This window comes from Methylobacterium ajmalii, assembly GCF_036448855.1.
Lineage (GTDB): Bacteria > Pseudomonadota > Alphaproteobacteria > Rhizobiales > Beijerinckiaceae > Methylobacterium > Methylobacterium ajmalii.
In genome coordinates this window covers 70,089-95,782 of sequence record NZ_JAZFXT010000031.1, presented here as the reverse complement: position 1 = coordinate 95,782, position 25,694 = coordinate 70,089, and the positions used below count along the sequence as shown (strand labels likewise).

The window sequence follows — 25,694 nt, the reverse complement described above, 5'->3', positions numbered from 1 at the left end:
CCGTCTTGAAAATAATGATCACTTATTTCGCTATTCAAATAGGAGCCATAAGTGAAAAATATAAATGAAAACATAAATCCAACAATTATGAGGAAGGCCAAGCAAGGTAATATTATGACTACCCGTTGGCGCATCGGAATCCCTCAAGTCACAAAAGGTGGCAACCAGATTGCTAACTGCTTTTACGCCGACTCGCAACTTATGCAACTCATAGCGGATCTGGCAGAATTTTCATGCTTTAACTTCAGAGGCGAGATAGCAAATGCGGGTTATTATCAACAATATTTCAATATATAATTGAATATATAAAATACTACCAGGTTATCTCATTAAGACAAATATCAAATTTATAGTATTAAAAATACGTATTTTATGATATATGTGAAAAAGAAATATTATGACGCACAATTTAATCGCATGATATGAGGGTTGAAAGCGGTGTAAGAACGTGGATTTTCCCACTATAAATAATTTATGAGCTTCGCAAGAAAATTTACACACGCGTAATTCATATCATAATTAGCATAATTGGCACTATGTAGTATAAATTATAGATCATAAGATCTACATCATTCACTGGGAAATCAAAATAATATAATTTGTGATGTGCTATTTTTGTATCAGGAAGTGTGTTGCCCTTATTCAGGCATTTATCGCGAAGCACGGATACTTCACGTTTTAACGACGGATCATCGCCTTTGGCATCTGATTGAGCGTTGCATCGCATCGAGCACGCCCTCGTGCCCGCAGCGCCTGACCCACCGCAATTTTGTGAGCGTGCAGCGGGGTTTGAGCGTAACTCAAGCAAGCCGTTGGATTATGATAGGCATCCGCCGCCTCATTCTCGAACTGGCTGTCCGACCGGGCACCCCCTATTCAGGCATTGGCTGGTAGGCCCGTGCAGTGGTCCTTCTTGGCATCATGGCATCATGCACGAGGTCTTATCCGATGAGGAAGATAGCTTTGCGTGGCCCGAGGTGAGAGCTTTGGACATGAACGGTGGGAGGCTGGTGCCTTCATAGGTATGCATCTCGTATGTCGTAAAATACCTGTTTTCCGACACTCAATCGCGGCATCCGAAATGGTCATTGTGGGCGGAGAGCGGCCTGTCCTATGGCCACCATCGACCGGATTCTGGCCCGGGCCGCCACGCACCAACCTATGCGGCGAGCGCCGCCTCCTTCGTCTCGGGCGTGGCGAGCATCGCGCCGACGCCCACCACGCTCGTCGCGATGACGTACCAAGCCGGCGCGAGGGGATCGCCGGTGACACCGATGAGCCAGGTCACCACCAGTTGCGTCGTGCCGCCGAACACCGTGACGACGAAGGCGTAGGCCACCGAGAGGCCGGCGCTGCGCACGCTGCGCGGCAGCAGTTCGGGGATCGCCACCAGGCTCGCGGCGGCGCTCATGGCGCTGAGGGCCGCCAGCAGCGCCGACATGCCGAGCAGCGTCGCCGGGCCGGGCACCCGGGTCATCAGCAGGAAGGCCGGATAGGCGGCGACGAGCAGCAGGACCCGCGGCACGATCATCACCCGGCGCCGACCGTAGCGGTCGCAGAGGAGGCCCGCCAGCACGGCGAAGACCAGGATGCAGGCGCCCACCACCGCCGTCGCGGCGATGGAGAGGCCCGCCGGCAGCTTCAGCGTCGTGATCGCGTAGGTGGTCATGTAGTTGCCGACATAGGTCGAGACCGTGCCGCAGAGCAGGATCGGCACGACCAGCGCCAGGATGCGGCCGTGGTCCCGCAGCAGCCGGGCGAGCACCGCACCGGTGGTCGCCTCGGCGGGGCCGGCGCTCTCGCCAGCGGTCTCGGGCATCGCCCGGCGGATGTAGAGTCCGACCGGAATGATGAGCAGGCCGAGGAGGAACGGGATCCGCCAGCCCCAGTCCTGCATCTGGTCGGGGCTCAGGCCCAGCGACAGCAGCACGCCGACCGTACCGGCGCAGAGCGTCGCGAGGCCCTGGCTGGCGATCTGCCAGCTGGCATAGAGGCCGCGCCGGCCCGCAGGCGCGCTCTCGATGAGGTAGGCGGTCGAGGGGCCGACCTCGCCGCCGAGCGCGAAGCCCTGGATCAGGCGCCCGATCACCACCAGGACCGGCGCGGCCATGCCGATCGTCGCGTAGCCGGGGGTCAGCGCCAGCATCAGCATGCCGACCGCCATCAGGGCGATGGTCAGCATCATGGCGGGCTTGCGGCCGGCCCGGTCGGCATAGGCGCCGATGACGACGCCGCCGATCGGCCGGGTGACGAAGCCGATGCCGAAGGTCGCCACCGAGGCGAGGAGGCTGACCCAGGCATCGCCGGCCGGGAAGAAGGTCCGGCCGATCGCGACGGCGAAGAACGCGTAGGTGGTGAAGTCGTAGAATTCGAGGGTGTTGCCGATCACCGCGGCGACGACGCCGCGCCGGCGCGCCGCCTCGTCGGGTGGGGCCAGTACCGCCGCGGGCGGGGTTTCGGACCGCGCATCCGCGCGTAGGGTGATGAGACTCATGGGGTCGTTCCTCCGGTCGTCTCGCAAGCCTCACGCAGGAGCCCCCCGGTGCGGCGTCGGCCGGGGCGGCGCCCCGGCCGACCTTTCGCCTGCGATCTTGGCCGCGATCTTGGAGACGCGGCGCCCCACTGTCCAAGACCGTTGCGGACCGACATCATTCCTGCACGGAATGACGCCAGGCCCCGGATCAGGCCGCGCCGGCCTCCCCGCGAAACACGTCTTCCATCTCCCGCCGGAACCGGATCGCCGGGTCGTCTCCCGAGAACGACACGTCGTCCCAAGCGACCGGCTGCCCGGCGGCGACCGGGCGGATGAGGGTGAGGCCGTGCGCCAGCCCGATCGGCAGGCCGCCGGCCGCGAGCGAGTCCCGCGCCGGCATCAGCCGGCCGTAGACGGTGTAGCCCCCCTCCCCGTCCAGGCGCTCGCCGGCCTTCAGGTCGCGCTTGGCGGTCGCCACCACGTCGCCGGAAAAACCCCGCGTGGTGCCGGTGGGCTCGGCCCGGACCGCGATGCTGGCGACCGACAGGCCGAGTTCGAGCCCGATCAGGTGGTAGGGCTTGTACATCGCGCTGTAGCGTCCGCTCGGGTCGGTCTTCAGGCCGTACTCCGCAAAGCACTTGCGGACGTAGTCGGACGGCGCCTCGAAGGTGGCGTAGACGCCCCAGCGCAGATCGCGGAAGACCGGGCGGCCGTCGCGCTCCAGCGACGACACCACCTCGACGGTCCCGTCCACCGGCAGGATGCCGCCGGCCAATCGCGGGCGCAGCAGGGTCGGCAGGTCGTCGACGCCGCAAGCCGGGAAGGCGAGGCCGGCGGGCGGGGGCGTCAGCTCGCAGGCATTGGCCACCGCCGCCATCTCCAGCGCCGACTTGGTGCCGTCGAGGAAGGAGTTGAACATCTGCCGATTGAAGTCGCCGCCCGCGACCTGCTCCTCGGTGAAGCCGTAATGGCCCCACACCGTGTCGGGGGTCGAGGCGTGGTAGACCGGCAGGTACTTGGTGCCCTTGCCGGCGCAGACCACGCGAAACCCCGCCGTGCGGGCCCAGTCGACGATCTCGGCGATGAGCGCCGGCTGGTCGCCATAGGCGAAGGAATAGACGATCCCGGCCTCCGCCGCCCGGCGGGCGATGAGCGGGCCGGCCAGCGCGTCGGCCTCGACGTTGACCATCACGATGTGGCGCTTGTGCCGGCAGCAGGCGAGCGCGTGGCGGATGCCGGCGCCCGGATGCCCGGTCGCCTCGACGATCACCTCGATCCCGTCGGACGCGATCAGCCCTTCCGCGTCGTCGGTGATAAAGGTCGTGCTCTCGCGCAGCGCCTCGGCGACGCTCCTCGCGCCGTAGCGCTCCGCCGGCCAGTCGACCCGGGCGAGCGCGGACCGCGCCCGCTGCGGATCGAGATCGGCGATCCCGACGACGTGCAGCCCCGGCGTGCGCGGCGCCTGCGACAGGAACATCGAGCCGAACTTGCCGGCCCCGATCACCCCGATCCGCACCGGATTCCCGGCTTCCGCCCGCGCGGCGAGCTTGTGGTACAGGCTCATGTCCCCTCCCCCGGGCGGCCGCCGGCCGCCCTCGGCGTTTCCCTCGGCGCACGTTGCGGGCGCCGTTGCGGCAAGCGTCACGGATCGGCAGCATGAGGTCAACCGGCGCGGATGGCCGGGCGGGGATGGGGTACGGACATGGCCTTTACCTTCGCGCGGCTGACCCCGGAGCTCCTGATCGCCGACCTCGCGGCGAGCCTGCGCTTCTGGGTCGACCTGATCGGCTTCCGCGTCGCCTACGACCGGCCGGAGGACGGCTTCGCCTATCTCGACCTCGACGGGGCGCAGGTGATGCTGGAGACGCGCCACCCCGCCTCGCGGCAATGGGAGACCGGGTCGCTGGAGGCGCCTCTGGGCCGAGGCATCAATTTCGAGATCGGGGTCCGGGCGGTGGAGCCGATCCTGGACCGGCTCAAGGCCGCGGGCTGGCCGATTTTCATGGCGGTCGAGGACAAGTGGGACCGGGCCGGCGAGGTCGAGGTCGGCCAGCGCCAGTTCCTGGTGCAGGACCCGGATGGGTACCTGCTGCGCCTTGCCGCAAGGCTCGGTGAGCGGCCCGCGAGCGGGCGGGCGCCTTGACCCCGGATCCGCGTCAGATCTCGATCTCCGTCCCCACCTCCACCACCTGCCGGGCCGGCACGCAGAAGAAGGCGCCGGTGCGCTCACCGTTGCGCATCATGAAGGCGAACAGGGTCTCGCGCCATGCCGCCATGCCGCGGTGGTCGCGCTTGGGGATGACCGTCTCGTGGCCGACGAAGACCGTGACGTCCTCGACGAAGTCGGCCGGCAGGCCGCGATGGGCGACCGCGCAGGCGAGGCCGTCGGGGATCGAGGCGTCCTCCATGAAGCCGTAGCGGAGCGTGACGCGGTAGAGGTCGGGGGCGATCCGGGTCACCTCGGCGCGCTCAGATGCAGGCACCACCGGCGTCTCCTCGTAGAGCGCGGTGACGATGGTGCAGCGGGCCGGCAGGGCGTGGCTGCGCTCCAGGAACCGGGTCATGTGGAGCGGGATGCCCTTGGTCGCCGCCGACAGGAACGCCCCCGCCCCGGGCAGGCGGATTGGCGGCTGCGCCTGCAGAGCGGCCAGGAACGCGCCCTCGTCCTGGCGGGCGCCGACCCGGTGGGCCTCGATCAGCCGCGTGCCCTGGAGCCAGGTCAGCATCGTCACGGCGACGATGGCGGTGAGCACGAGCGGGTACCAGCCGCCCTCGAACACCTTCACGCTGTTGGCGGCCAGGAACACGAGGTCGATCAGCAGGAACACGCCGTTGACCGCGAGCACCAGCAGCGGGTTGAAGCCCCAGCGCCGGGCGATGAGGGCGGCGAGCAACGTCGTGATCGCCATCAGCAGCGAGACCGCGATGCCGTAGGCGCCGGCGAGCGCGTCCGAGGTCTCGAAGATCAGGACGGCGCTCAGGGTGGCGGCGGCGAGGAGCCAGTTCACCGCCGGCACGTAGATCTGGCCCTGCGCGTCGCGGGCGGTGTGGACGATGCGGATGAAGGGCAGGAAGCCGAGCTGGATCGCCTGCTGGGTCAGCGAGAACACGCCCGAGATGATCGCCTGCGAGGCGATGACGGTGGCGAGCGTCGCCAGCCCGATCAGGGGGTAGTGCGCCCAGTCGGGGGCGAGGTGATAGAACGGATTCTCGATCGCGTCGGGCTTGGCCAGCAGCACGGCGCCCTGCCCGAAATAGTTGATCACCAGCGCCGGCAGCACCAGGCCGAACCAGGCGAGCCGGATCGGCCGGGCGCCGAAATGGCCGAGATCGGCATACATCGCCTCGCCGCCGGTGACCGCCAGGAAGGCGGCGCCGATCATCGCGAAGCTGACGTGCCAGCCCGCATGGGTCAGGAACTCGACCGCCTTGAGCGGATTGAGCGCCGCGAGGATCTGCGGCGCGTGCAGGATGCCGCCGATGCCGAGCAGCGCCAGGACCGCGAACCAGACCAGCATCACCGGCCCGAAGATCCGCCCGATGAAGGCCGCGCCCTTGCTCTGGATCACGAAGAGCCCGACCAGGATGACGAGGGTGATCGGCACCACCGCGCGGGCGAGGCCCGGCGCCTCGACCTTCAGCCCCTCGACGGCGCTGAGCACCGAGATCGCCGGGGTGATCGCGCCGTCGCCGTAGAGCAGCGCGGCGCCGACGAGGCCGACGACCAGGAGGAGCCCGGCCCGGCTGCGCGGCTCGGCGTGGCGGGCGCCCAGCAGCGCCAGCATCGCCACGATGCCGCCCTCGCCGTGATTGTCGGCGCGCAGGATCAGCACCGCGTACTTGAGCGACACGACGACGAGGAGCGCCCACAGGATCAGCGATACCGCGCCGACCACCGCGGCGGGCTCGGCCTGGCCGTGGCCGGCCGCCCGGACCGCCTCCTTGAACGCGTAGAGCGGGCTCGTGCCGATATCGCCGTAGACGACGCCGAGGGCGCCGAGCACCAGGGCGGGCTTCAGGCGCCCGGCCGGCTCCTGCGCCGCCGGTTTCGATGCGGTGTCTTCATCCGCCGTGACGAGCTGACCCACGGGCGCCTCCGCCGGCACGCCCGGGCGCCCCGGGCCCCGCTGCCGCATCGAGGAACGCGGATCGGGGCGCGGGGCTCCACCCCCTCCGCGGCTTAGGCGAGGAAGTTATGCCCTCACGTCGAGAAGGCGGCGTGCGACGTCGTCGGCAGCCCTCAAGGTCGCGGCGTTGAGGCGGACCTGCATGCGAGCGCCTACCAAGTCGGCGGCGGTGGCGAGGTCGTTTCCGGCCGGTTCAAGGCTGGTCCCGGCCCGGGCGAGGCGCCCGGCGGCCATGTCGAACCGGCGGGATGCGGCCAGGAGGCCGGAGGTCGCGGTACGGAGGGCGTCGTTCATCGGAAGTCTCCCAAGGCCGGAAGCGTACCGCGGATGCATGGCGACATGGTTCAGGACATCGCTCGCATTCGAGCGGTCCGTTCCCCGGCCACCGCCATTGATGGGAGCGCTACCGGCCGGACGGCCCGAAGGGACCCATCCGCCCCGCCCGCGTTGTCCCGGCGAGAAAGCTCTCACAAAGGACGTGGACATGACGGAAACCGTGCTGATCGCCGGCGCCAGCGGCATCGTCGGCAGCGCTGCCGCGGCGGTGATGCGCGAGGCCGGCTGGACGGTGCTGGGGCTGGCCCGCAGCCCGAGCGCGCAGGAGGGCGTGACGCCCGTGGTCGCCGACCTGCAGGACCCGGAGAGCCTGCGGGCGGCGCTCGCCCCGCACCGCCCGACCCGCCTGGTGCTGTCGACCTGGATGCGCCGGCCGACCGAGGCCGAGATGATCCGGGTCAACGGCGCGATGGTGCGCAACCTCCTCGACGCCCTGCGGCCGGCCGGCACCCTGCGCCACGCCGCGCTGGTGACCGGCCTCAAGCACTATCTCGGGCCGTTCGAGGCCTACGGGAAGGGCGCGGTGCCCCAGACCCCGTTCCGCGAGGAGCAGGGACGGCTGCCGGTCGAGAACTTCTACTACGCGCAGGAGGACGAGGTCTTCGCCGCGGCCGAGCGCGACGGGTTCTCATGGAGCGTGCATCGCCCGCACACGATCATCGGCAAGGCGGTCGGCAACGCGATGAACATGGGCACCACGCTCGCCGTCTACGCCACGCTCTGCCGCGAGACCGGGCGGCCGTTCTGCTTCCCCGGCTCGGCCATGCAGTGGAACGGCCTGACCGACATGACCGACGCGCGGCTTCTCGCCCGCCACCTGCTCTGGGCCTCGACGGCGCCGCAGGCGCGGAACCAGGACTTCAACGTGGTGAACGGCGACGTCTTCCGCTGGAGCTGGATGTGGGGCCGGATCGCCGCCTGGTTCGGGATCGAGCCGGCGCCCTTCGACGGGACGGTCCGGCCGCTGGAGCGGCAGATGGAGGGCGACGCCCCGCTCTGGGCGAAGATCGCGGAGAGGCACGGCCTCGCCGAGCCGCGGCTCGAGCGTCTCGCCTCGCCCTGGCACACCGACGCGGATCTCGGCCGGCCGATCGAGGTCGTCACCGACATGGGCAAGAGCCGCCGCCTCGGCTTCCTCGACTACCAGCCCACCGACGACGCCTTCCGCGACCTGTTCGGCCGCCTGCGGGCCGACCGCCTGATACCCTGACACACCGTCGCCCCGCCGCGCCGCGGCCGGGCGACGACAAATCGAGAACCGGTGGATCAATCCCTGGTTGCGACTGTATAGTAGGGATTGCTTCAGGACTCCCAGTTAGCGTCTCCACGACGTGGAGATACAAAAGAATGTCCATCAGGGCGCGCGTATTCGGGGGATTCGGCCTCATCCTCCTGCTGACGGTCGCGGTTGCGGCGACCGGCTGGCACACCCTGACGGGCTTCGCCCGGCGGGTCGATACGGCCAATGCCGCACAGATGCTGGCGAGCGAGATCGGCGATCTCGCGCTGGCCACCGACCGGGCCCTGAAGAGCGAGGACACGCGCCGGGAGGAGGCCCTGCGGGCCGCGATCGCGCGGGTACGGGAGCGCGCGGTCGCCTTCGCGGGCCGCCTTGCGGACGATCCGAAGGCCGCCGCCTCCGCCGCCGGCATCGGCACGGCCCTCGACGGGTTCGAGGCCGCCATCAAGGCCTTCGGCAGCCAGAAGGCCGAGACGCGCTCGCTCCAGGACCGCCACGCCGCCCTGATCGCCGAGCTGCAGGCGACCGCCGCCGGCATCGGCGCGGCGCAGGAGCGCCAGCTGGCGGATGCCGGCAAGGCCCTCGACCGCGCCCTGGCCGACCAGAAGAGCGCCACCAGCACCGGCGTCGTGGTCGCCTTCGCGATCCGCTCGGCCCTCGAGATGCAGGTGCTGCAGGTCGGCTTCCTGTCGGGCGAGGGCGACGACGGCGCGCTGGAGCTGCAATCGAAGGTGAATTCCGTCGCGGTGCTGCTGCGCCGCCTCGGCGCCATGACCTCGACCGAGGCGGTCGAGCCGGCGCTGGCGGCCCTCGACGAGTACAAGGCCAAGATCGAAAGCCCGATGGGACCGGGCGGCAAGGCCGAGCGCGCCGAGGAGCTCGCGCCGCTGTTCGGCAGCCTGATCGTCGGCCTGCGCCAGATCGAGCAGGCCCAGAACAACGCCCAGACGGCCGCCCAGGTCACCCTGCGCACCCAGCAGGACCGGGTCGCCTCCGCGACCGGCCTGCTCACCGCGAGCGGCAAGGCGATCACCGCCGCCAAGGAGGCGCAGGTCCTGGAGCAGCGCCTGATCCTCGCGCGGGATGCCGCGGCCGCCAAGGACCTCGACACCACCGCCGCCGCCCTCATCGACCACGCCGAGACCATCCTGTACGGCGACATCGACGCCGCCGCCCAGGCCGTCCTGCGCGACCTCGGCGCCAAGGTGCGCGGCTTCAAGGACAGCATCCCGGAGATCGTGAAGGCCAACGCCGCGCAGGCGGCGATCCTCGCCGACCTCGACCGGCGCTCGGGCGAGCTGGTCTCGGCCGCCGAGGGCATCGGCGCCGGCGAACTCTCGCAGCTCGCGGCGGAGCGCGACCGGGCGCTGTGGCTGCTCGCCGGCGGCGTGGCGCTGGCCTGCGCCATCGGGGCGGCGCTGGCCCTCCTGATCGGGCGCGGCATCACCCGGCCGGTCGACCAGCTCTCGGGCGCGATGCGCAAGCTCGCCGACGGCGACCTCGCCACCGAGGTGCCGGCGCAGGGACGCCGCGACGAGATCGGCGCCATGGCGGCCACCGTGCGGGTGTTCCGCGAGGCCCTGCTCGCCAAGCGGGACGCCGACCGGGCCGCCGCCGAGGAGGCCGCCGCCAAGGCCGAGCGCGCCGCGCGCCTCGAGGCCGTGACCCGCTCGTTCGAGGCCAACGTGGTGGCAATGACCGAGACGCTGGGCGAGGCCGCCACCGGCATGGAGGCGACCGCCCGGGCGATGACCGAGGCCGCCGAGACCACCAACGGCCGCTCCGCCGAGGTGGCGGGCGCCGCCGAGCAGACGCTCGCCAACGTCCAGATGGTGGCGGCGGCGAGCGAGGAGCTCTCGGTCTCGATCGGCGGCATCGCCGCCCAGGTGGCCCAGTCCTCCGACATCGCCCGCGACGCGGTCGACCAGGCGCGCCGCACCGACGAGACGGTGCAGCGGCTGGTGAAATCCGCCGACCAGATCGGCGACATCGTGGCGCTGATCTCCTCGATCGCCTCCCAGACCAACCTGCTCGCGCTCAACGCCACCATCGAGGCGGCCCGGGCCGGCGAGGCGGGCCGCGGCTTCGCGGTCGTCGCCGCCGAGGTCAAGGACCTGGCGAGCCAGACGAGCCGCGCCACCGCGGAGATCGCCCAGCAGATCGGCCACATCCAGGACACCACCGGCGGCGTCGTGCAGGCGATCCGGGAGATCTCGGGCGTGATCGAGCGGATGTCGGAGATCGCCGAGGGCGTGGCCGGCGCCGTCGACCAGCAGGGCGCGGCGACCCAGGAGATCGCCCGCAACGTCCAGCACGCGGCACAAGGGACGCAGGCCGTGACGACCGGCATCGGCGCGGTGCAGCGCGAGGCCGGCAGCACAGGGGCGGCGGCGGCCGAGGTGCTCGGCGCCGCCGACCGGCTCGGGCGCTATGCCGGCGAGCTGGAGCGGGAGGTGGCGGTGTTCCTGAAGGGGGTGAAGGCGGCCTGAGGCCGGTTCTGACCGGAGGGGATGAAGCAGGGGGGATGCGGGCAAGCCCGCATCCCCCCTTTTTTTATTGCGATGGATGCCCGGCTTCGGATCGCTTCAGAGGATGATGATCGATGTTAGCGCGGCACGGGGCGCCAGCGGATGACCGATCGAGGGTCGCGCACCGCTGCAACCCTCGCGCGCCCAAGACTACACCCCGACCCGCACCGTCAGCTCCCCCAATCCCACCAGCTCCGCCCGCACGACATCCCCCGCCTCGACCGGCAGCGGCACCGTGGTGGTGCCGGTGGTCACGACCTCGCCCCGGCGCAGGCTCAGCCCCTGCCCCGACAGGGCGTTGGCGAGCCAGGTGAGCGCGAGGCGCGGGTCGTCGAGGGCGTTGCCGCCGCGGCCCTCATAGGGCGCCCGCCCCTCGGCGCCGATCCGGGTCGGCATCGCGGCGAGGTCGAGCGCGCGCCAGCCCTCCGGCGCCGGGAGGCCGAGGACGAAGAGGTGGGCGCAGGCATTGTCGGCGATCAGCGCCGCCTCCCCGGCCCGCTCGAACGCCTCCAGGCGCGAATCCGGAAATTCGATCGCCGGGTGGGCGGTGTCGACCGCCGCCATCACCTCGGCGACGGCGTAGGGCTCCGCGCGGGGCGGCAGGTCGGCGCCCATGCGGAAGGCCACCTCGGGCTCGGCCACCCGCATCTGGTTGCCGGCGAGCGGGACGGGAGCGTCCGCCGGCAGCACCCGCTCGGCGAGGAGCCGCCCGGCGAGCGGCCCGTCGGCGCCGATATGGCGCTGGCCGGCGAGGCTCGTCGCGGCGATCTTCCAGCCGTAGAGGGGTTCGGCGCTGCGCGGCTCCAGCAGGGCCTGGATGCGGTAGGCCGCGGCGCGGTCGGCGGGGGCGAGGTCCGGCGGCAGGGCGGCGAGGAGGCGGCCCTCGCGCCAGTGGTCCCAGAGCAGGTCGGAGGCGGCCTGATGCGTCATGCCGCCCTCCCGGTCAGGCCGCCGTCGACGGGCAGGGCCACGCCGGTGATGTAGGCCGCCTCGTCGGAGGCGAGGAAGAGCGCCGCGTTGGCGACGTCCCAGGCGGTGCCCATCCGGCCCATCGGGCAGGCGGCGTCGCGGGCCCGCACCATCTCGTCGGCATCCCGGTACTGGCCCGAGATCTGGTGGTGGATCAGCGGGGTGTTCATCAGCCCGGGCATGATCGCGTTCACCCGGATGCCGTCGCCCGCGTATTGCAGCGCCAGCCCGAGGGTGAAGTTGTTCACCGCCGCCTTGGCGGCGTAGTAGGCCGCGTAAGGGTAGCCGGTGTAGCGGATCGCCGCCGTCGAGGAGATGTTGACGATGCTGCCCGCGCGCTGCGCCAGCATGTGCGGCAGGACGTGCTTGCAGGTGAGGAAGCAGGTGGTGAGGTTGAGGTCGAGGGCGCGGTGCCACTCGGCCTCGGTCAGCTCGATCGGCCCGCCCATCTGCGCGTAGCCGACATTGTTGTGCAGGATGTCGATGCGCCCCTGCGCGGCCATCACCTCGGCGACGAGGGCGGCGACCGCGGCCGAATCGGTGGCGTCGCAGGCGGCGGCCGTGGCGGCCCCGTCCTCGCGCCGGATGATCTCGGCGGTTTCCTCGGCCGCCTCGCGCCGCAGGTCGACGCAGACCACCCGGGCGCCGTGGCGCGCGAAGGTCACCGCCGCGGCCTTGCCGTTGCCCCAGCCGGGCCCGGACGAGCCGGCGCCGAACAGCAGCGCGACCTTGCCCTCGAGCCGCCGCACGCCCGGGGCGTATCCGCCCTCCCCCATCGCATTCCTCCCCGGTGCCCCTCGCGCGGGGGCCCTCGTGTCGTCGCGCCTGTCGGCGCGTTGACGGGCAGCCTATAGAGATCGGGCACCGGCCGCAAAGCCAAGACGCGCACAAGGCCGAGACGGCCGCGCAGCCGAGGACGGCCGAGGAGGAGACGCCATGCCGACCCGCATCATCGCGAAGACCCCGCCCCGCCTCGACGCCGACCTGATCGCGCGCTTTGCCGCCGTGCCGGTGGCGGTGGTGGTCGATCTCCTGGAGGGCCGCACCCAGGTCGATCCGGCGATCCGGCCGCTGCGGCGCATCGCCGGGGGACCGGCGCTCCTCGGCAGCGCCGTGACGGCCGTGTGCGATCCGAAGGATTACGGCGCCGTCCACCACGCCATCGCGGTGGCCGAGGCCGGCGACGTGGTGGTGATCGATGCCGGGGGACGGAGCGACGTCGCGATGATCGGCGACCTGCTCTCGACGGCGGCGCGCCGCAAGGGGATCGTCGGGCTCGTCGCCGACGGGGCGGTGCGCGACACCGGCATCCTCGGCGGCTGGGGCGATTTCGCGGTGTTCACCCGCCACGTCACCGCGCGCGGCCCGGCCTCGAAGGACGGCGGCACCGTCGACGCGGTCGCGACGATCGGCGGCGCCACGGTCCATCCCCGCGACCTGATCCTCGGCGACGACGACGGCGTCGTGGTGATCCCGCGGGACGCCGCCGAGGGCCTGATCGACAAGGCCGAGGAGCGGGCCCGGGCCGAGATCGGCTGGGAGACGCGCCTCTCGGCCGGCGAGACCACGCTCGCAGTGTTCGGCGTGCCGGACGCGGTCAGGGCGTGAGATCCTCGTAGGCGATCCGGGGCACCGCGAAGCGGTCCCCGGTGCGGACGTAGAGGTCGCCGTAGAGACGCCCCACCGGCAGGAAGGCGCCGTCGCGCAGGTGGCGCCCGTCCGGGGTGAAGAGATCGTCCCGGGCGTGCAGCGACACGACCTGCCCGAGGACGATCCGGCGCTCGGGCGAGAGGTCGATCACCGTGTGGGTGCGGCAGCCCAGACTCGCCGGCGCCTCGGCGATCCGGTGCGGCGCGACGCCGGTGCAGGGCAGGAGCGTCAGACCCGAGGCCGGGATCTCGCTCTCGCCGGGCGGGAACTCGGCGGCGCAGACGGTCATCGCCGGAATCAGCGCCTCGTCGACGAGGTTGACCACGAACTCGCCGGTCTCGGCGATGGCGCGGGGCGTGTCCTTCAGGGTGCCGTCGGAGCGCAGGTTGAAGCTGAGCGCCACGACCGGCGGCTCCTCGGCGAGCACCTGGAAGAAGCTGATCGGCGCCGCGTTGTCGAGGCCGGCGCCCGAGCGCGTGGTCACGAGGGCGATCGGCCGGGGCGTCACCAGGGCGGTGAGCAGGCGGTAGCGGTCGCGGGAGGAGAGGTCGTCGAAACGCAGCTCCATCGGCTCACCGCGTCCCGTCGAACGAGGTGGCGCTTGCGCGGTGCGTCGGCATCGGAATCCTCCCGGGGTTGTTAGCGCCTTATGGTCTGCAAGAGCCGAGCCGTCACGGGAGACAGCGGCGCGCGGCCGGCGCATGATGCCGGCAAAAGCGGGGGAGGCGCGCGATGGCGCAGATCTGGATCGAGGCGGCGCTCAACGGGCCGTGGGGGCGCGAGCGCCAGCCCGGCATCCCGATCACCGTCGCGGAGGTGGTGGCCGACGGGCTGGCGGCCGCCGCGGAAGGAGCCGCGATCGTCCACGTCCACGCCTACGATCCCGCCACCGGGCGCCAGAACGACGCCTGGGAGACCTATGCCCGCATCATCGAGGGCATCCGGGCGAAGGCCGACGTGATCGTCTACCCGACGATCCCGCTGGCGGGCTCGGACTACGCCGCGAGCGCGGCGAGCCGCTACGCCCACACCGAGGAGCTGGCCCGCCGCGGCCTGATCGAGTGGGCGGTGTGCGATCCCGGCTCGACCACCTTCCTGCGCTACGACGAGGCGTCGGCCCCGGAGAGCGGCTTCCTCTACCAGAACCCGATGCCCGACATCCGCGAGGGCCTGCGCATCGCCCGCACGCACCGCATCCGGCCGGGCTACGCCATCTACGAGCCGGGCTTCACCCGCCTGGGCGCGGCGCTCGCCGCCCTGGAGCCGCGCCCGCCGGTGCCGGTCTACCGCTTCATGTTCTCGGACGAGTTCGCCTGGGGCTTCCCGCCGCGGCCGGCCTATCTCGACGCGCATCTGGCGCTGCTCGCCGAATGCGCGCCCTGCGCACCCTGGATGGTGGCGGGGCTCGGCGTCGACATCCTGCCGCTGGTGCCGGCGGCGGTGGCGCGGGGCGGGCATGTCCGGGTCGGGCTCGAGGACGCGCCCTGGGGCAGCCCGCAGGGCAACCGGGCCTGGGTGGCGGCGGCGCGCCGGGCGATCGAGGCGGCGGGGGGCCGGGTGGCCGATGCCGCGGCGGTGCGTCACGATCTGGCGGTGCGGGACGGCGCGGGCTGACAGACCCGCTCCACCCTCCCGCCTCCCGGATGACGGCCGCGTCGGCATCCGAGGGAGGGCGCGGGGAGGAACCCCGGGGCGCGGATCGCGGTCAGGCCGCCCGCAAGGTCTCGATCTGGTCGAGCGCCGCCGCCCGCGCCGCGTCGATCCGGCGCTGCAGGTCGGGCAGGTCGGCGCCCGAGAGGCAGGCCTCCTCGATCTCGCGGCAGAGGTCGGACAGGCCGGTGAAGCCGAGGAGGCCGGCGGCCGAGATCATCGCGTGGGCGTCGTGGGCCAGCCCGGCGCGATCGCTGCTGCGGGAGCGGAAGCGCTGATCGAGCTCGGTCGCCAGCATCCCGAGCAGGCCGTCGATCCGCTCGCGTCCCATCAGCGAGCGGGCCGCCGCGAAGGCCTCGACGTCGACCAGCGTCGGGACCGGGGCGGTCTCGCCGCCGTCGGCGCGGTGGCGGGCGATCGCCGCGGCGAGCTCGGCGCGCTTGAACGGCTTGCCGACATGGCCGTCCATGCCGGCGGCCCGGAAGGTCTCGATCTGGGCCGGCAGCACGTTGGCGGTCATCGCGACGATCGGCACGGTGCCGGCGGGTCCCGGCATCGCCCGGATCGTCCGGGTGGCGGTGAGCCCGTCCATGCCGGGCATCTGCACGTCCATCAGCACGAGGTCGTACGTCTTGGCCCGCACCGCCTCGATCGCCGCCGCGCCGTCGCCCGCGACGTCGACGTTGTGGCCCTCCGCCTCGAGCACCGCCCGGGCGAGGTCCTGGTTGATCGGCACGTCCTCGACCAGCAGCAGGCGGGCCGGGTGCACCGGCCGGGGCCGGCCCTCCGCGGCCTCCGCGGCCGGGGCCGGGCAGGCCGGCAGCGGCACCCGGAACCAGAAGGTCGAGCCGGCGCCCGTCCGGCTCTCGACGCCGATCGTGCCGCCCATCAGCTCGACCAGGCCCTTGCAGATGGCGAGCCCCAGGCCGCTGCCGCCGTATTGCCGCCGGATCGAGCCGTCGACCTGGCTGAAGCGCTGGAACAGCCGGCCGTGCTGCTCGGGAGCGATGCCGATGCCGGTATCGCTGACGCAGAAACGCAGGCTCCCCCCTTCCGCCTCGACCCGCACCGCGACCCGGCCGGCGGGGGTGAACTTGACGGCGTTGTTGAGGAGGTTGAGCAGGATCTGGCGCAGGCGGTCGGGATCGCCCCGGACCCAGTCCGGCACGGCGGGATCGAGGGCGACGTCGAGGGCGAGGCCCTTGGGCTCGGACAGGCCGCGCACGATCGAGGCGGCGTTGTCGACGAGCGCCGCCGGGGCGAAGGGCACCTCGGACAAGGCGATGCCGCCGGCCTCGATGCGCGAGAAGTCGAGGATGTCGTCGACGACGGTGAGCAGCGCCCCGCCCGCCGCGGCGATCCGGTCGACGTAGCGCCGGTGCCGGCCCGGCAGGGTGCGGTCGGCCAGCAGCAGGTCGGCATAGCCGATGACGCCGTTGAGGGGCGTGCGGATCTCGTGGGACATCGAGGCCAGGAAGTCGCTCTTGGCCTGGCTCGCCCGCTCGGCGGCGATCCGCGCCTCCTCGAGGGCGCGGGCGTGACGCTGGCGCTCGCCGACGTCCCGGAAGGTCGCGATGATGGCGGGCTCGCCCGGCGCCGCCCCCGGGATGCGCCGGAACGCCCCCTCGACCCAGATCCACGCCCCGGTCCGGTGGCGGGCGCGGCAGACCACGCTGACCTGCGGCTCGCCGGCGGCGAGGCGGCGGGCCTGGGTGACCAGGAGGGCGAGGTCCTCGCGGTGGACGCAGTCGCGCAGGCGCATCGCGACGACCTCCTCGGGCGTGTAGCCGAGGAGGCGCCGCACCGCTGGCGAGACGTAGCTGCGCCGGCCGTCGTCATGGGCGAGCACGATCAGCTCGCTGGTGTTCTCGGCGAGCAGCCGGTAGCGCGCCTCCCCGGCCGAGAGCATGCCGGCGGCGCGCCTCGCCTCCGCCTCGAGGTCGCGGTGGCGCAGCATCGCCCGGGTCAGCCCGAAGCCGAGGCCGACCAGCACGGTGCTGATGCCGAGCACCACCGCGGCGTCCTGGCGCACGCCCTCGCGCCAGGCCGCCAGGGTCTCGTCCTTGGAGACGCCGGTGGTGACGAGGAGCGGGGCGCCGGCGACGCGCTGGAAGCTGCCGTAGCGCGAGACGCCGTCGATCGGCGAGGCACTGCCGTCGTAGGTACCGCCGGCGACGCCGGCGGCCGCGCGCATCAGGGCTCCGCCCGCGACGCTCAGGCCGACCTTGTCGGGGGCGTAGGGGTGGCGCACCAGGATCACGCCGTCGCTGCGCAGGAGCCCGATGGCGCCGTTCGGGCCGAGGTCGAGCCGGCCGTAGAGCCGCTGCAGCTCGGTGAGCGAGAGGTCGGCCACCGCGACGAGCGGCGTCTCGCCCGGGCGCGGCATCACCAGGCGGGCGACGCTCACGAACCAGGAATCGGCCGGCCCGATCCGGGTCGGCCAGCCGACCGCGAGCTCGGACTGGCCCATCGCGAGGGCTGAGCGCACGAGCTCGGCATCGGACGGGCGCCCCTCGGTGCCGACGCCGCCCTGGCCGTACAGGACGCCCGCGGTGGTGCCGTCGAGCACCCGCACGCCCATCACCGCCGGGACGTGAGCCATCAGGCCGGACAGGAGCTGGCGGGTGTAGCTCGGGTTCGCCCCGAAGGTGTGGGCGTCGACCCGGGCGGCGGCGGCGCTGAGCAGCATGTCGACCGAGGAGACGAGGCGGTTCGCCTCCTGGCCGAGGGCCTGCACCACCGCCTCGGCGGTGCTGCGGGCGTCGCGGATCGTGCGCTCGTAGTCGCGGGTATCGGTCCAGACCGTGACCGTGGCGAGCCCGAGGCAGGTCGTCAGCACGCCCGCCCAGACGCCGCCGATGAGACTGCGGTAGGACCGCTTCAGGTTCATCTCTCGCGCCCCACGCTCCGCCCGGCACCCCTTCGGGCATCCCGGGCGGGCCGCAAGCCTGAAGGGGTACGGGGCGGGCGGGCCGGCCGCAAGGGTTTCTTGCCGGTGCCCGGCCGGCCCGTTCGGCGGAGGCCGGGCCCACCCCCTCCGGCCGCCGAAGCGGCCGGAGGGGAGCGCGTCACATCGCCTCGAAGCGGATCGGCTGGGCGCCCTTGAGCAGGGTCATGCGGCCGAGGTCGTAGACGTGCTCGATGCCCGTGGTGATGGTGAGGAAGTGGTTGCCGGCGAGCTGGCCGACCTTGCTGGCGAAGTGGACGCCGCCATAGGCGAGCAGGATCTCGGTCTCGCTGATGCCGCCGGGATAGAGGATCATCTGGCCGGGCGCCGGGTAGCTGGTGTGGTTCTCGTAGCCGACGCCGAAATCGAGGTCGCCGAGGGGCATCCACACGCCCTCGCCGCTCCAGCGGACGTGGATGACCTCGCTCACGAACGGCAGCGCCTTGAGGAAGGCGGCGCAGGTCTGGGGCGCCTTCTCGAGCTCGAGACGGCCGACGAGGTCGAACGGGCCGGCCTTGATCTTCAGTTCCTTCACGGGGGATCTCCTGATGTGGTGGGGAGAGGAGGACGGGGCGTTCGGGGGCCGGGACGCGCCAAGCTAAGCGGATCTCGCCGAAGTGGTTACTGGTTCGGCGCCGAAGATCTGCGGCAGCACGAGAACCCGAGCGGGCGAGGCGCTGGCCTGCCGACGCAAGTCCGCTCAGGACCGGGCCAGGGCCTCCGGCCGCAGGTGGCGCAGCACGTCGACGAGCAGGCGCACCGCCACGTCGACGTCGGCCTCGGCGACCGATTCGGCGGGCGAGTGGCTGAGCCCGCCGGCGCAGCGCACGAACACCATGCCGATCGGGCACAGGCCCGCCAGCGCCAGCCCGTCGTGGCCGGCGCCGCTCGGGAGGCTCAGGGGCCGCAGGCCGAGCCGGGCGATGCCCTCGGCGAGCGCGTCCCGGAAGGCCGGCGCGCAGGCGGCGGCGGGCTCGTCGTAGCTCGATTCCGTCGTGACCGCGACGCCGCGGCGCTCGGAGATCGTCGCGAAGGTGGCGCCGAGCCGCGCCAGCGCGGCGTGGCGCACCGCGTCGCTCGGGCTGCGCAGGTCGAGGCTGAACCGGGTCATGGCCGGGATGACGTTGACGGCGCCCCGCGGCACCTCGATCCGGCCGACCGTGGCGACGAGGTCCGGAGTGGCCTGCGCCTCGGCCTCGACCGCCAGCACCATCTCGGCCGCCGCCGCGAGCGCGTCGCGGCGCAGGGGCATCGGCACGGTGCCGGCATGGCCCGCCCGGCCCTCGACCGTGACGACGAGGCGGCTCGCGCCCGAGATCGCCGTGACGATCCCGACCGGCAGGTCGGCCGCTTCGAGGACCGGCCCCTGCTCGATATGGACCTCGAGGTAGCCCAGCACCGAGGCCGGGTCGCGGGCGAGCGTCGGCAGCCCGTCGGGATCGCCGCCGAAGTCGCGCAGGGCCTGCGCCAGGGTGATGCCGTCGCCGTCGCGGGCGTCGAGGAAGTCGGGCCGGACGAGGCCGGCGAGCGCCCGCGAGCCCGTGAGGGTCACGGGGAAGCGCACGCCCTCCTCGTCGCCGAAGGCCAGCACCTCGACCGCGAAGGGCAGGCGCTCGCCCGCCTCGTGCAGCGCCCGCACGGCGGCGATGCCGACCACCACCCCGAGGTTGCCGTCGTAGTGGCCGGCATCGCGCACGGTGTCGATGTGCGAGCCGACGAGGAGCGTCGGGGCGCCGGGCGTGGCGGCCTCGTAGCGCCCGACCACCGTGGCGGCGGCATCGAGCCGGACGCTCATGCCCGCCTCCTCCATCCAGGCGGCGACCTGCCGGGCCGCCGCCGCGTGGGCGGGGGTGAGGTAGAGGCGGGTGAGCCCGTCGGGATCGGCGCTGAAGCGCGCCAGCTCGGCGAGGCGGGCCATCACGGCGCCGCCGCAGGTCTCGGAGGTTCCGGGGCTCTCGGAGGCGGCGGGCGGCCGGTCGTGCTGCATGGCGGTGGGCTCCGATCGAGGCCCCGGGTATGGCCGGTCCGCGGGCCTGTCCAGCCTCGCGCTCCGGCGGGGCCGCGCCGCCAACCCCTGCCCTCGCCCGTGCTGGACGTCCAATATCGCGTTGCGTATGATCCAGTCGTTTCGCGTCTCGATCGGCCGCCGGGCCGTCCGCCGAAGCATCCTCCCCCTTGCTGCCGGAGCGGTCGCCGTGGAGCTGCGGCACCTGCGCTACTTCGTGGCGGTCGCCGAATCCCTGAGCTTCACCGCCGCGGCGGAGCGGCTCGGCGTGTCGCAGCCGCCGCTCAGCCAGCAGATCCGCGACCTCGAAGCCGAGCTCGGCACGCCGCTCCTGTGGCGCACCAGCCGCAGCGTCGCCCTCACCCCCGCGGGCACCGCCTTCCTGGCCCGGGCGCGCGGCATCCTGGGCGAGGTCGCGGAAGCCTGTGCCGAGGTCCGCGCCGTCGGGGCCGGACGCACCGGCACCCTCGATATCGGGCTCACCGGCTCGATCCTGGCCGGCCCGCTGGGGCGTCTAATCCGGCTCTTCGGCGAGCGTTATCCCGGCGTGCTGGTGCGCCTGCACGAGATGCCGCCCGGCGAGCAGCCGGCGGCGCTCCACGCGCAGCGCATCGATCTCGGTTTCCTGCGCCGGCCGCCGGAGGATCCGTCCCTGACGGTGGTGCGGGCCTGGCCCGAGGCGGTCGGCGTCGCCCTGCCGGCGGGGCACCGCCTGGCGGCCCGCGCGGCGATCGCGCTGGCCGACCTGCGCGACGAGCCCTTCGTGTCCCTGCGGCTGCGCGACTCGCGCTTCGCCACCGACCTGTGGGAGGCCTGCCGGGATGCGGGGTTCGAGCCGCGCCTGGTGCAGCAGGTGGTCGAATCGGCCTCGCTCGTGAATCTGGTGGCGGCGGGCCTCGGCGTCGCCCTGGTGCCGGAATCGGCCTGCGCCGTGACGCGGCCGGACGTCGCCTACCGGCCCCTCGCCGGTCCGGCCCCGACCGCCGACGTCTGCGCCCTGTACCGGGCCCGGGCCGGCGCCGTGACGGAGAACATCCTGGCCCTGATGCGGGACGAGATCGGCCCGCCGGCCGGGGCGGGCCCCGCCGCTTCGTAGGGTTTCCGAAATCTTCGGGTTTCTGAAATCTTCCCCAGGCGATAATCAGGCCCCCGCCCGCGATCCCCCGCGGCGGGCAGGCGTGGTTGCAGGTGACCGAGGGTGTGCGCATGACCGAGAAGACCCGAGTCGCCGTCCTGTACGGCGGCCGATCCGGCGAGCACGAGGTCTCGCTGCGCTCGGCGGCCTCCGTGATCCGCCATCTCGACCGGGACCGGTTCGAGGTGATCCCGGTCAGCATCGACAAGGCCGGGCGCTGGCAGCGCCACGATCTGCGCCGGATCACCCAGACCGGCGACGAATCCCTGGCGATCCCGCCGGAGAGCCCCGAGGTGCGCCTCGCCGCCGCCGCAGACGGGCGCGCCGCCGTGGCGAGCCTTGGCGGCGCGCCGGAGCGCGCGGAGGTCGACGTGGTGTTCCCGGTCCTGCACGGGCCGCTCTGCGAGGACGGCACGCTCCAGGGGCTGCTCGAGCTGACTGAGACGGCCTATGTCGGCTCGGGCGTGCTGGCCTCGGCGGTCGGCATGGACAAGGACGTGACCAAGCGGCTGGCCGGCCTCGCCGGCATTCCGATCGCCCCCTACCGGGCCTTCACCCGCAGCGCCTACGAGCGCGGGGCGGTCTCCCTCGACGACATCGCGCGCGCGATGACGCTCCCGGTCTTCGTCAAGCCCTGCAACATGGGCTCCAGCGTCGGCATCCATAAGGTGAAGGCCTGGGCCGACCTGCCGGCGGCCCTCGCCGACGCGTTCCGGTACGACGTCAAGGTCCTGGTCGAGCAGGGCATCGATGCCCGCGAGGTCGAGGTGGCGGTGCTCGACGGCGCCCCGCCCTTCGTCAGCGTCGCCAGCGAGCTGAACCCGCAGGCCCACCACGACTTCTACTCCTACGCCGCCAAGTACCTCGACCCCGAGGGCGCCAGCGTCGACCTGCCGGCCAGGATCGGCCCGGAGCAGATGGAGCGGGTCCGCGCGCTGGCGTTGCTGGCCTTCGAGGCCCTCGAATGCAGCGGCATGGCCCGGATCGACTTCTTCCTCGACCGCCAGAGCGGCGAGTTCTACCTCAACGAGGTCAACACCCTGCCGGGCTTCACCTCGATCAGCATGTACCCGAAGATGATGGAGGCCTCCGGCATCCCTTATCCGGAGCTGCTGACCCGCCTGATCGACCTAGCGCTGGAGCGCCACCGGACGCGGCGCGGGCTGAAGCGGGAATTCGCCGACTAGAACATTTTCCGACGAAGTGGAAACCGGTTCGTCGCAGAAAATGCGACAAAGCAAAGACTTAGAGAGCTTCGCGATCGCATCGCGATCGTGAAGCGCTTTAAGGCGCTCGTCCGGACGGGCCTCGCCGGCCCGCTTCCTGGGATGGATGACTCGGGACGTTACATACCAACAGCCTGAAAGCCTGTTTGACTTGTGACGACGCAATCGCGAGTGGATTTTCCATCCTACCCTCCACCTCATCCTGAGGTGCGAACGCAGTGAGCCTCGAAGGAGAGATCCGGTGATCTCGGAGACTTCTGGAGCCCTCCTTCGAGGTTAGTCGATCGTTGATCGACCAACACCTCAGGATGAAGTTGCTGGCGGTCCAGAATATGTCGATCGGTCAAACAGGCGCTGGGACGCCGACGCATTAGACTGTTGACCTAGCGGGGCACCCTCCCCCACAGAGGGGGAGGGGTCACCCTCTCGGCCGTCCCATCCCGTGAACAGAACCAACGGGGCTTCAAGCGACCGTTGGCATTACTTGTGGGGTTACTTGCACTCCTCGCGGGTGCGCTTCATCGCCTCGCCGAAGCCGTCGAGGGCGTATTCGTCGATCGAGGCGTTTCCGCGCTGCGAGACCGCCTTGACGACGACCTTCTTGCCCCGGCCCATCTCGGAGACGACCTTGCTCTCGTCGGCGGGGTTCTGGACCCAGGCGTTGCTGCCCTTCACCACCAGCGCGTAGCGGGCCGCGCCGATCGTCAGGCTGGGATCGGCGGCGCTCGGGCTCGGCACGGCGCCGTTGGCCGCCGCCGTGGTGGCCTGGGCGCTGCCGGGCTTGGGCGCGAAGCCCAGCATCACCGCGACCTCGTTGTTGACCTTCTCGCCCTTGCGGACGGTGACGAAGAGATAGGCCGGATCGCGCTTGAGGCTCTTGGGCAGCCGCACCTGCGGCTGGCTGATGGCGTAGCAGAGGCGCGCCTTGCCCTCGCCGGCGGCGAAGACGTTCCAGTCGCCGAAGGTGCCGATCGGGCTCGCCTGAAGGCTGGCGGGGGCGGCCTCGGCCTTGGGCTTCGGCTTGGCCGCGGCAGGCAGGACGAGGAGGGACAGGCCGGCGGCGGCCAGGAGGAATGCGCGAATCATGCGGGAACTCTAGTCGCGGGCGGTGCGCTTGCCCACCCGATTGCCGGAAAATGCGGCGAAATCAGTGGGCTACACCGCCGCTTCGCCGAATTGCTGCGGTGCAGGAATGACCCCGCCGCGCCGGTGGGGCAAGGTCCGGCCCCGGAAACGCACGCGAGAGGCCGCGAAGGTCGCATGACTGCCCCATCCCCGTCGGACCTGCCCGAGACCATTCCGGTGCGCGAGGCGCACCGCTTCCCGACCGAGGCCCTGGAGGCCTTCCTGCGGGAGCAGGGGCTGGGCGCCCTGCACGAGTTGCGGCAGATGCGCGGCGGGCAGTCGAACCCGACCTTCCTGGTGATGGCCGAGGCCGGCGAGTACGTGCTGAGGAAGCAGCCGCCGGGCAAGCTCCTGCCCTCGGCCCACGCGGTCGACCGGGAGTTCCGGGTGCTGCAGGCCCTGTCGCGCACCGACGTGCCGGTGCCGCAGGCGGTCGGCTTCTGCGCCGACCCGTCCGTCATCGGCACGCCGTTCTACCTGATGGAGCGGCTGCACGGCCGGGTGTTCTGGGACCCGATGCTGCCCGAATTGCCGCGCGAGGAGCGGGCCGGAATCTATCACGGGATGAACGAGGCGCTGGCGCGGCTCCACCTCGTCGATCCGGCGGCGATCGGGCTTTCCGATTTCGGGCGCGCCGGCAACTACTTCCAGCGTCAGGTCGAGCGCTGGTCGAAGCAGTGGACCGCCTCGAAGACCCGCGAGAACGCGGCGATCGACCGCCTCGCCGAGTGGCTGCCGGCCCACATCCCGGCCGACAGCGACGAGACCCGGATCGTCCACGGCGACTTCCGGCTCGACAACATGATCTTCCACAAGACCGAGCCGCGGGTGATCGGCATCATCGACTGGGAGCTCGCCACCCTCGGCCACCCGCTCGCCGACCTCGGGTACAACTGCATCGCCTACAACACCGACCCGACCGCCTACCGGGGCATGCTCGGGCGCGACCTGCCGGCGCTGGGCATCCCGACCCAGGACGAGTACGTGCGCCGCTACTGCGAGCGGACCGGGCGCAAGGACGGCATCACCCCGTTCCACGTCGCCTTCGCGCTGTTTCGCCTGGCGGTGATCCTGGAGGGCGTGCTGGCCCGCTCGAAGGCCGGCAACGCGTCGAGCGACGAGGCGAGCCAGAAGGGCGCGCTCGGCATCGCGCTCGCCGAGCGGGGCTGGGAACTGGCGCGCAGCCAGGCTTGACAGAGGGCGGCCGCGGGGTCGCGCGCCTACCGCCGGCCGGACTCAGCCGGCGGCGCGCTCGCGCTCGCGCCGTCGCTGCAGGCGGGTGACGCCGTAGATCGTCGCGAGCCGTAGGCGGGCGGAGCGGACCTGCGGCGCGCTGCGCTCGGCCTGGACCGCCGCGATGGTGCGGAGCGCCGCCGCGACGGAGCGTTCGAGGGCGGCGGTCTCGTCGCCGCGGGTGGATCGGACGGGCTGCATCGGGATCTCCCCTCCTGCTGTCTCGGATCCGGTTTGACCCGGACAATCCGGCGCGGGCGGGGCCGGATGGTGGCGGCATCCGGCCTTGATTTCGGATTTCATTCACCATCCCCGCCCCGGAGCCGCGGCGTGCGGCCGTCAGGCGAGCGGCACCGTCGGCCACGCGGCCGAGACCGCGGCGGCCGCGTCGAATAGGCCGTCGACGCCCTCGCGCCAGAGCGAGAACAACGTCGGCGGGCTCAGCGCCAGGACGGCATGGACCTCCCGGCCGCCGAGGCGGAGCTCGGCACCGAGGTGCCGGGCCAGGGCCCGCATCCGCCGGTTGCCCGGCAGGCAGCGCAGGTGGATCCTCCGGGTGCCGGCGTTGCGGGCGGCCTCGGCCAGGCGCGCGCCGAGGGCGCCGCCGAGCCCGCGGCCGCGATGGCCGGGCGCCACCGCGAAGGCGATCTCGGCCTCCGCGGAGGCGCCCGTCGGCCGCAATTCGCCGACGCCGCGCAGGATTCCATCCGCGAAGGCGCCGAAGACCAGGCCCTCGGCGGACACGGCGTGCGAGGCGTAGGCCGCGGCCGCCGCCTCGCTCACCGTGCCCATGAAGCGGTCGAAGCGGGATTCGGGGTCGAGGTCGCGAAACAGCGTGACGACCGCGTCGCGGTCGCTCGACCAGAGGCGCCGGACCAGGGTGCCGGCGGGGATGTTTCGGGTGTCTGGCATTCTCGAGGTGCACTCCGGACAAGGACGGCACGATCTCGAGCGTTTCCCCACCCCGGCCGAAACCGGGATTGTGCAATGCAGCAGATAGGGACGCCGTTCCGGGGCTGCACGGCACGACGGCCGTGCCCCGGGCGCATG

21 protein-coding genes are annotated in these 25,694 nt (G+C 71.7%); 8 read left to right on the top strand and 13 right to left on the bottom strand.

Annotation, left to right across the window (positions count from 1 at the left end):
- Window positions 1-1,159 precede the first annotated feature (1,159 nt).
- Together V3T34_RS15950 and V3T34_RS15945 are read right to left on the bottom strand one after the other, a co-directional pair.
- The gene (locus V3T34_RS15950) at window positions 1,160-2,494 is read right to left on the bottom strand and encodes an MFS transporter (RefSeq protein WP_305077502.1); all 1,335 of its coding nucleotides are present in this window, start codon (window positions 2,492-2,494) and stop codon (window positions 1,160-1,162) included.
- 187 nt (window positions 2,495-2,681) lie between these two features.
- On the bottom strand, window positions 2,682-4,037 hold the full coding sequence (locus V3T34_RS15945; protein ID WP_305077501.1) for an NAD(P)H-dependent oxidoreductase: 1,356 nt from the start codon (window positions 4,035-4,037) through the stop codon (window positions 2,682-2,684).
- Window positions 4,038-4,175: 138 nt separating this feature from the next.
- Between V3T34_RS15945 and V3T34_RS15940 the strand changes: the two genes are divergently transcribed.
- Complete coding sequence (locus V3T34_RS15940; protein WP_305077500.1) at window positions 4,176-4,616, top strand: bleomycin resistance protein; 441 nt, start codon at window positions 4,176-4,178, stop codon at window positions 4,614-4,616.
- Window positions 4,617-4,629: 13 nt separating this feature from the next.
- Here V3T34_RS15940 and V3T34_RS15935 read toward each other — a convergent pair whose 3' ends face one another.
- Together V3T34_RS15935 and V3T34_RS15930 are read right to left on the bottom strand one after the other, a co-directional pair.
- The gene (locus V3T34_RS15935; RefSeq protein ID WP_407942712.1) at window positions 4,630-6,609 is read right to left on the bottom strand and encodes a potassium transporter Kup; all 1,980 of its coding nucleotides are present in this window, start codon (window positions 6,607-6,609) and stop codon (window positions 4,630-4,632) included.
- 57 nt (window positions 6,610-6,666) lie between these two features.
- On the bottom strand, window positions 6,667-6,894 hold the full coding sequence (locus V3T34_RS15930; protein WP_060848429.1) for a hypothetical protein: 228 nt from the start codon (window positions 6,892-6,894) through the stop codon (window positions 6,667-6,669).
- A 190-nt stretch (window positions 6,895-7,084) separates the two neighbouring features.
- Here V3T34_RS15930 and V3T34_RS15925 point away from each other — a divergent pair, with 190 nt between their 5' ends.
- Entirely contained in the window at window positions 7,085-8,146 is a 1,062-nt protein-coding gene (locus tag V3T34_RS15925; protein ID WP_305077499.1) for an SDR family oxidoreductase, read from the top strand.
- Window positions 8,147-8,283: 137 nt separating this feature from the next.
- Window positions 8,284-10,665 (top strand): methyl-accepting chemotaxis protein, encoded by a 2,382-nt coding sequence (locus V3T34_RS15920; RefSeq protein WP_305077498.1) that lies wholly within the window; start codon window positions 8,284-8,286, stop codon window positions 10,663-10,665.
- A 189-nt stretch (window positions 10,666-10,854) separates the two neighbouring features.
- Here the strand turns inward: V3T34_RS15920 and V3T34_RS15915 are convergent, their stop codons facing one another.
- Window positions 10,855-11,634 (bottom strand): 2-keto-4-pentenoate hydratase, encoded by a 780-nt coding sequence (locus V3T34_RS15915; RefSeq protein WP_305077497.1) that lies wholly within the window; start codon window positions 11,632-11,634, stop codon window positions 10,855-10,857.
- Window positions 11,631-12,449, bottom strand: a complete 819-nt coding sequence (locus V3T34_RS15910; RefSeq protein ID WP_060848425.1) for an SDR family NAD(P)-dependent oxidoreductase — start codon at window positions 12,447-12,449, stop codon at window positions 11,631-11,633. The genes V3T34_RS15915 and V3T34_RS15910 overlap by 4 nt, the downstream gene beginning before the upstream one ends.
- 160 nt (window positions 12,450-12,609) lie before the next feature.
- On the opposite strand from V3T34_RS15910, the gene V3T34_RS15905 reads away from it, so the two are divergent.
- Window positions 12,610-13,281: an RraA family protein gene (locus V3T34_RS15905; RefSeq protein ID WP_060848424.1), complete on the top strand. Its 672-nt coding sequence runs from the start codon at window positions 12,610-12,612 to the stop codon at window positions 13,279-13,281.
- Here the strand turns inward: V3T34_RS15905 and V3T34_RS15900 are convergent.
- Window positions 13,271-13,891 carry a flavin reductase family protein gene (locus tag V3T34_RS15900; protein WP_305077495.1) on the bottom strand — a complete coding sequence of 207 codons (621 nt, stop codon included), beginning with the start codon at window positions 13,889-13,891 and terminating at the stop codon, window positions 13,271-13,273. The genes V3T34_RS15905 and V3T34_RS15900 overlap by 11 nt on opposite strands.
- 164 nt (window positions 13,892-14,055) lie before the next feature.
- Between V3T34_RS15900 and V3T34_RS15895 the strand changes: the two genes are divergently transcribed.
- Window positions 14,056-14,937 (top strand): 3-keto-5-aminohexanoate cleavage protein, encoded by an 882-nt coding sequence (locus V3T34_RS15895; RefSeq protein WP_305077494.1) that lies wholly within the window; start codon window positions 14,056-14,058, stop codon window positions 14,935-14,937.
- Window positions 14,938-15,028: 91 nt separating this feature from the next.
- On the opposite strand, the gene V3T34_RS15890 is transcribed toward V3T34_RS15895, so the two are convergent.
- The 3 genes from V3T34_RS15890 to V3T34_RS15880 form a co-directional block, all read right to left on the bottom strand.
- Complete coding sequence (locus V3T34_RS15890; RefSeq protein ID WP_060848421.1) at window positions 15,029-17,863, bottom strand: ATP-binding protein; 2,835 nt, start codon at window positions 17,861-17,863, stop codon at window positions 15,029-15,031.
- A gap of 178 nt (window positions 17,864-18,041) precedes the next feature.
- Window positions 18,042-18,455 carry a DUF3830 family protein gene (locus V3T34_RS15885; protein WP_048450618.1) on the bottom strand — a complete coding sequence of 138 codons (414 nt, stop codon included), beginning with the start codon at window positions 18,453-18,455 and terminating at the stop codon, window positions 18,042-18,044.
- Window positions 18,456-18,620: 165 nt separating this feature from the next.
- Window positions 18,621-19,907 carry an allantoate amidohydrolase gene (locus tag V3T34_RS15880; protein WP_305077493.1) on the bottom strand — a complete coding sequence of 429 codons (1,287 nt, stop codon included), beginning with the start codon at window positions 19,905-19,907 and terminating at the stop codon, window positions 18,621-18,623.
- Window positions 19,908-20,115: 208 nt separating this feature from the next.
- Between V3T34_RS15880 and V3T34_RS15875 the strand changes: the two genes are divergently transcribed.
- Window positions 20,116-21,021, top strand: coding sequence for a LysR family transcriptional regulator (locus V3T34_RS15875; protein ID WP_305077492.1), 906 nt, complete (start codon window positions 20,116-20,118; stop codon window positions 21,019-21,021).
- A 110-nt stretch (window positions 21,022-21,131) separates the two neighbouring features.
- On the top strand, window positions 21,132-22,247 hold the full coding sequence (locus V3T34_RS15870; protein ID WP_305077491.1) for a D-alanine--D-alanine ligase family protein: 1,116 nt from the start codon (window positions 21,132-21,134) through the stop codon (window positions 22,245-22,247).
- Window positions 22,248-22,778: 531 nt separating this feature from the next.
- Here V3T34_RS15870 and V3T34_RS15865 read toward each other — a convergent pair.
- A complete protein-coding gene (locus tag V3T34_RS15865; RefSeq protein ID WP_060848420.1) occupies window positions 22,779-23,372 on the bottom strand; it encodes an invasion associated locus B family protein in 594 nt (197 codons plus the stop codon).
- 174 nt (window positions 23,373-23,546) lie between these two features.
- Here V3T34_RS15865 and V3T34_RS15860 point away from each other — a divergent pair, with 174 nt between their 5' ends.
- Entirely contained in the window at window positions 23,547-24,605 is a 1,059-nt protein-coding gene (locus V3T34_RS15860) for a phosphotransferase (RefSeq protein WP_331369229.1), read from the top strand.
- 42 nt (window positions 24,606-24,647) lie between these two features.
- Here V3T34_RS15860 and V3T34_RS15855 read toward each other — a convergent pair whose 3' ends face one another.
- A complete protein-coding gene (locus V3T34_RS15855) occupies window positions 24,648-24,845 on the bottom strand; it encodes a hypothetical protein (protein WP_060848418.1) in 198 nt (65 codons plus the stop codon).
- Between the two features lie 138 nt (window positions 24,846-24,983).
- Complete coding sequence (locus V3T34_RS15850) at window positions 24,984-25,556, bottom strand: GNAT family N-acetyltransferase (RefSeq protein ID WP_305077489.1); 573 nt, start codon at window positions 25,554-25,556, stop codon at window positions 24,984-24,986.
- Window positions 25,557-25,694 lie beyond the last annotated feature (138 nt).